The organism is Deltaproteobacteria bacterium (genome assembly GCA_009930495.1).
GTDB lineage: Bacteria > Desulfobacterota > Desulfovibrionia > Desulfovibrionales > Desulfomicrobiaceae > Desulfomicrobium.
On sequence record RZYB01000012.1, the window covers coordinates 26,091 to 32,597 of the forward strand.

A 6,507-nucleotide genomic window follows, 5' to 3' on the forward strand; every position below is an offset into this window, starting at 1 on the left:
TCCACCGGGGCACAAGGAGGGTAGAGCCGTCTTATTTCTTCAAAACGTTCATCGTGGCCTGGGCAATGGCCAATTCCTCGTTGGTCGGAACAACCAGCACGGACACGGGCATGCCGGGCTTGCCGATGTGACGGGCCTCGCCGGAGCGCTTGGCGTTGACCTCGGCGTCGATGCCGATACCGAGGATGCCGAGGTCCTCGCACACCGCCGCGCGGACAAAATCATCATTCTCACCGATGCCGGCGGTGAAGACCACTGCGTCCACCCGTCCCAGAACCACGGCGAACGCACCGATATATTTGCGGATGCGGTACACGAACATATCAAAGGCCAGCTGCGCCTTGGCATCGCCCTTGGCACGGGCGGCATGGATGTCGCGCATGTCGTTCATGCCGCAAATGCCTTTCAAGCCACTTTTCTTGTTCATGACCGTGTCGATCTCCGCCGCGCTCCAGCCCTTCTTTTCCATCAAAAAGGGCACCAGGGCCGGATCGATATCGCCACAACGCGTGCCCATCATCAAACCTTCCAAGGGCGTGATGCCCATGGTCGTGTCGACGCACTGTCCGTTGCGCACGGCGGCCATGGAACAGCCGTTGCCAAGATGGCAGGTGATCAGATTGACCTGCTCCACGGGCTTGCCCAGGAACTCGGCCGACCGGCGGGTGATGTAGGCATGGGACGTGCCATGGAAGCCATAGCGCCGTACACGCATGTCCGAGTAAAGTTCGTAAGGTAGCGGATACAGAAAGGCTTTTTCCGGCATGGTCTGGTGGAATTCCGTGTCGAACACGCCCACGGACGGCGCGTGCGGAAACAGCTCCATGGCCACTTCGATACCGGCCAGATTGGCGGGATTGTGCAGCGGACCAAGCGGAATGTAATCACGGATGACGCCCTTGACCCAGTCATCAACCTGGACGGAATGCTTGATTTCCTCGCCACCAAGCAACACCCGGTGTCCCACGGCATGAATTTCCTCCTTGGAGGAAATAACGCCCTTGTCCGCGTCGGTGATCAGCTCGACAACGCGCTTCATGCCATCCACATGGGAGACAAACTCCTGCTCGAAAACAAACTTCTGCTCGGCGTCCGTGCCGGGCTTGATTTTATGGGTCAGGGCACCCATGCCCTCGCCAATGCGTTCCACCAAACCCGAACACATGGACGTTTCGGTGTTCATATCGATGAGCTGATATTTGATGGACGAGCTACCAGAATTGATGACCAATATATTCATGCGAGTACAATCCCTTCTACACAAGTTAAAATCAAATTAAATCAAACCTTTTTCTGCCTGGGCCTGAATGGCCGTGATGGCCACGGTGTTGACGATGTCGGGCACCAGACACCCGCGGCTCAGGTCGTTGACGGGCTTGTTCAAGCCCTGCAGAACCGGACCGATGGCCACGGCGTTGGCGGCGCGCTGCACGGCCTTGTAGGTGTTGTTACCAGTATTCAGATCCGGGAAAACGAAAACCGTGGCCCGGCCGGCAACCTGGCTGCCAGGCAGTTTCTTGGCGCCCACATCGGGATCGATGGCCGCGTCATACTGAAGCGGACCTTCCAAAAGCAGGCCTGGTGCCATTTCCTGGGCAATGCGCGTGGCCTCGATAACCGTGTCCACGTCGCCGCCCGCCCCGGAATCACCGGTGGAATAGGACAACATGGCCACGCGCGGATCCACGCCAAAAATACGCGCGGTCTCGGCCGAGCTGATCGCGATTTCGGCCAACTGCTGGGCCGTGGGGTTCGGGTTCACGGCGCAGTCGCCAAAAACCAGGACGCGGTCCTTGAGGCACATCAAAAAGACGCTGGACACGATGGACGCGCCCGGCTTGGTCTTGATAATCTGGAAAGCCGGCCGAATGGTGTGGGCCGTGGTGTTGATGGCTCCGGAAACCATGCCGTCGGCCTGGCCCTTGAAAACCATCATGGTGCCGAAATAGGTCGGATCGATCATGCAGTCGCAGGCCACTTCGCGGGAAACGCCCTTCTTTTTGCGCAAATCCATGAAGGTGGCCACATAATCGCCGTAATCAGGCGATTTGCCCGGATCGATCAAATGCGCGCCGTTCAGATTCAGACCAAGCTGCGAAGTCATGGTCTGGATGGATTTGGGGTCGCCCAGAATGGTCAGATCGACCACGCCCCGGCGCAGCAGGATGTCGGCCGCGCGCAGGATACGTTCGTCAGTGCCCTCGGGCAGGACGATATGCTGCTTGTGCTTCTTGGCCTTCTCTATGAGTCCGTACTCGAACATCTGCGGCGTGACCTTGGTGGATTTCCGGGTATTGAGGCGCAGCCGGAGCTCGTCCGTATCCACGCTTTCCTCGAAAACACCCAGGGCCGAGGCGATCTTCTTCTGATCGTCGGGTTCGATTTTGCCGTACATGTTGTACAGGCGACGCGCGGTCTGGAAAGTCGCTTCCTTGCCGAGCAGGACAGGCACGGGCACGCCGGTCCAGCCGTCGATGAGCCGGGCCACGCTCTTGCCGGGCACGATGCCGCCGGTCAGCAGGATACCGGAAATATCCGGATAGGACGAAGACTGTCGGGAAGCCAGACTGCTGACGATGATGTCCGAGCGATCGCCGGGCGTGACCACCAGACTGCCGCGCTCGATGTAGTTCATGAAATTTTCGATCTGCATGGCCGCGACGACGATGTCGTCCACCTGGGCATCCAGATTATCCTTGCCATAAAGCACTTCCGCGCCCATCCACTTCATGACGTCGGCCACGGTTGGTTTCCCCAGGATGGCCACTTCGGGAATGATGAACAGGAGCATGTCGGGCTTGTTCAGGGTCTTGCGCAAGGCAATACGCAACGCCTCGCGGTCCGGGATATCGGCCCGGTTGACGATGACACCCAGGATGTCCACGGCCTTCTCGGCAAAAGACTCCACGGCCAATTTGGTGGCGCTGATGATTTCGTGGTCCGTCTTCTGACAGGCATTGGAAATGATCAAAAGCGGACTGCCCAGATTGGCGGCGATGTCGGCGTTGATGTCGAACTCAAAGGCCGGGCTGGCGCCCTCGTAATCCGTGCCTTCGATCAGCACGAAATCACATTTGGACTCCATTTCCTTGTATTTGTTGATAATTTTTTCAATCAACAGGGAGTGCTGACCGGCGTTGACCAGTTCCTTGGCCTGCCGCATGGTCAGGGCGTAGGTCTCATGGTACTGCAGACCCAAATAAAATTGGGACAGAACCAGATCAATATCATGATCCTTGCGGTCCGAATCGTCGTTGATGATGGGTCGGAAAAAACCGACCCGCCGGATGTCCCGCAGCAGCATCTGCATGACGCCCAGGACAATGGCGGATTTGCCGCTTCGCGATTCCGTCGCCGTGATATAGAGATTATTGGCCATGATGTTCCCTCATAAAACGCCGGGCCGATCACAGTCCGGCTCGCGCCAAGAGCGGCATGACACCGCTCCGTTTTCCTGGTTGATTACCCAAACCATGCATTTGCCAAAAAAAGATGCCGGCCACCGGCACCGGTATTTCACTCCGAAAAAAAACTGGTGATTCGTGACGGCGCCGATGCCAGCCATCGGCGCCGAACTCATCAAAGGGTTTCCGCGTAGACTTCAATAACGTGCTTGACCGCGATCCGATCCTGGTGCTGGGACAGCATGTCGGAAATCTGCATCATGCACGCCGGGCATCCGGTGGTCACGACCGAGGCGCCGGAAGCCACGATATTGTCGCGCTTGCGGGTGCCGATTTCCTTGGACAATTCGTAATGCTGCAGGTTGAAGCTCCCGCCGGAACCACAACACCGGTCCGGCTCTGCCATTTCCACGAATTCCACATTGGGGTTGGTTTTGAGCAGCGCTCGCGGTTGTTCGCTGACCTTTAGGGACTTCTTCAAATGACAAGGGTCGTGATAAGTGACCTTGGTGCCGTGTCCCTCCACCGGATGCGCCACCTTGAGCACATCGACCAGGAACTGATTTATATCCATGACCTTGGCCGAAAGGGCCGCGATGCGGTCCCGCATGCTCTGTGTCTTGTCGCCGGACATGAGGGGCCACAGTTCGTGCATGGTCGCGGTACAGGTCGCGCAGGCCGTGAGCAGATAGTCGAAGTTCTCTTTTTCGAAGATTTCCAGATTGCGCTTCACGAGCTTGTCAAAAGAATCCTTGTCTCCGGAAGCCAGAGCCGGAATGCCGCAACAGGCTTGACCGGCGGGCATGTAAATGCCGACTTCGTGGTGCGTCAAGACCTTGAGCACTGTCTGCCCCACGTGGGGATAAATCTTGTCGATGACACAGCCCGGGAAAAAAGCCACGCGATACCCACTCTTTCCGGGCAGGGTATTGCGTGCCGGTTCCAGCTTGCGCAAGGACTTCTTGGCCAGGGGCATGAAATGCCGCTCGCCAATGACCGGCATGTTCAGACGCGAACAGGACGAGCCAATGATCTCGTTGGCTTCCTTGGTGAACGCGCCCTGGAACTTGGAAGCCACGTCCAGCACGGAATTAAACAGCGCAGGTTTGGTCAAGAGGCCCTGGAAAATGGCCTTCTTGGTGGCCGAAAGCCCCATGTACGTGTTCACGATGACACGGGCCTTGAGGAAAATGTCCAGCACCTTGACGCCGCTGGGACAATTGGCCGCGCACGAGCCGCACAAAAGACACTTATTGAGTTTGTCCTGTACTCCTTGCGGATCCTTGATCATCTCATGGGACAGGTTTTCCAAAAGCGCGATCTTGCCCCGCGCCACGTCGCCCTCGCTCATGGTCTCGGCAAATATCGGACATACCGCCTGACACATGCCGCATTTCATGCAGGTGACCATCTGGTCATCCAGCTCCTGCAGCATTTTCGCCAGCTGATGAACGTCTTGAGTCATTGACTTAGCCTCCGATGATCTTGCCAGGATTGAGCAGATAATTGGGATCGACGGCCTTCTTCAGCTTGCGGGAATAAATAATGGTCGCCTTGGTGGTTTCCTTTTCCAGCCATTTGGACTTGGCCGTGCCAATGCCGTGTTCGCCGGACAAGGTGCCACCGAGTTTCAAGGCCACGTCGAAAATTTCGTCGACGGCCTGCTCCACGCGGTGGAATTCCTCTTTGTCACGCTTGTCGGTCAAAATGGTCGGGTGCAGGTTGCCGTCGCCAGCATGGCCGAATGTTCCGATCTGCAGCTTGTACTTGGCGGCAACATCATTGATGGCCTTGATCATGGCCGGAACCTGACTGCGCGGCACGGTGGCGTCTTCAAGCACGGTTGTCGGACGGGCGCGGGCCAAGGCCGGCAGCGCGTTGCGGCGGGCTTCCCAAAGCTTGTTCTTCTCGGCGGCGTCCTTGGCCATCTGCACACGGCGGGCGCCGTTCTTTTTGCAGATTTCCAGAACCTTCTCGGCGTCGTCCTCGACCAGGGCCATATGTCCGCCATCGACCTCGATCAGCAGAATGGCGGCGGCGTCCGTGGGCAGGCCGGCCTTGGTGTAATCCTCGACATAGTTGATGGTCGCGTTGTCCAGAAGTTCCAGGGTGCAGGGCACGATCTTGTTGGCGATGATCGCGGCCACGGTTTCGGAAGCCTTGTTGATGTCATTGAACTCGGCCAGCATGGCCTTGGACGCAACTGGCGGCGGAACAAGCTTCAAAATAATTTCGTCAAAGACGCCCAAAGTCCCCTCGGAGGCGACCATCAGCTGGGAAAGATTAAACCCGCTGACGCACTTGACCGTCTTGCCACCGGATTTGATGTACTCGCCCTCGACGTTCCAGAAATTCACGCCCATGACATAGTCCTTGGTCACGCCATATTTCAGGCCACGCAGACCGCCGGCGTTCTCGCTGACATTGCCGCCCAGGGTGGACACGGCCTGGGAACCCGGGTCCGGCGGATAGAACAAACCGCGCTTGGCCACCTCGGCCGCGAATTTGGCCGTGACCACGCCGGGCTGCACGACGGCGTACAGATCCTGCTCGTTGATTTCGAGGATCTTGTTCAGGCCGTTGGTCAAAATGACCACGCCGTGCTCCTTGGTCGGGATGGTGCCACCGCTCAGGTTGGTGCCGGCGCCGCGAACCGTCATGGGCAGGTTGTTCTCGTTGCACAGCGCAACGGTCTTGCCGAGCTGCTCGCTGTTGGTGGGACGGAGCACCAGCTCCGGGATGACCGCGTCGAGCACGGCGGCATCGTAGGAATAGGCGTGCCGGTCGGACTCGCTGTCCAGAACATTGTCCTTGCCCAGCAGGTTCTTGAACTCGGTGAGCAGACTCGTGGAAATCATTATTCTCTCCTTGCGTGAGATTCCTAGAGATTCTCGAAAAACGGTCCCGGAAGCCTTGCGCGAACCGCCGGGACCGTCGTCAACCTAGAACAAATGCGGCAGGAACACGAAGCTCATCAAGCTGGCGATGATGCCCACGACGATGCCGTAGAGCACAAAGGGCCAGAAGGTGCGCTTCAGGATCATGCCTTCGCGGCCAATGAGGCCGGTCACGGCGCAGACGGCGACGATGTTGTGAATGCAGA

The 6,507-nt window shown here is 58.0% G+C and carries 5 protein-coding genes; all 5 read right to left on the reverse strand.

From position 1 onward, the window contains the following. Positions 1-31 precede the first annotated feature (31 nt). Positions 32-1,240 (reverse strand): acetate kinase, encoded by a 1,209-nt coding sequence (locus EOL86_02505; protein ID NCD24455.1) that lies wholly within the window; start codon positions 1,238-1,240, stop codon positions 32-34. A gap of 36 nt (positions 1,241-1,276) precedes the next feature. Continuing rightward, positions 1,277-3,379, reverse strand: a complete 2,103-nt coding sequence (locus EOL86_02510) for a phosphate acetyltransferase (protein NCD24456.1) — start codon at positions 3,377-3,379, stop codon at positions 1,277-1,279. A 200-nt stretch (positions 3,380-3,579) separates the two neighbouring features. After that, positions 3,580-4,869: a (Fe-S)-binding protein gene (locus EOL86_02515; protein NCD24457.1), complete on the reverse strand. Its 1,290-nt coding sequence runs from the start codon at positions 4,867-4,869 to the stop codon at positions 3,580-3,582. Positions 4,870-4,873: 4 nt separating this feature from the next. Continuing rightward, on the reverse strand, positions 4,874-6,262 hold the full coding sequence (locus EOL86_02520) for an FAD-binding protein (protein NCD24458.1): 1,389 nt from the start codon (positions 6,260-6,262) through the stop codon (positions 4,874-4,876). An 84-nt stretch (positions 6,263-6,346) separates the two neighbouring features. Next, positions 6,347-6,507: hypothetical protein (locus tag EOL86_02525; protein ID NCD24459.1), on the reverse strand; the 161-nt coding region annotated here is incomplete at its 5' end.

Bases quoted from the DNA above. Each gene is read 5' to 3' on its own strand.
- EOL86_02505 (NCD24455.1), bottom strand. From the start codon at position 1,240: ATGAATATATTGGTCATCAATTCTGGTAGCTCGTCCATCAAATATCAG.
- EOL86_02515 (NCD24457.1), bottom strand. From the start codon at position 4,869: ATGACTCAAGACGTTCATCAGCTGGCGAAAATGCTGCAGGAGCTGGAT.
- EOL86_02510 (NCD24456.1), bottom strand. From the start codon at position 3,379: ATGGCCAATAATCTCTATATCACGGCGACGGAATCGCGAAGCGGCAAA.
- EOL86_02520 (NCD24458.1), bottom strand. From the start codon at position 6,262: ATGATTTCCACGAGTCTGCTCACCGAGTTCAAGAACCTGCTGGGCAAG.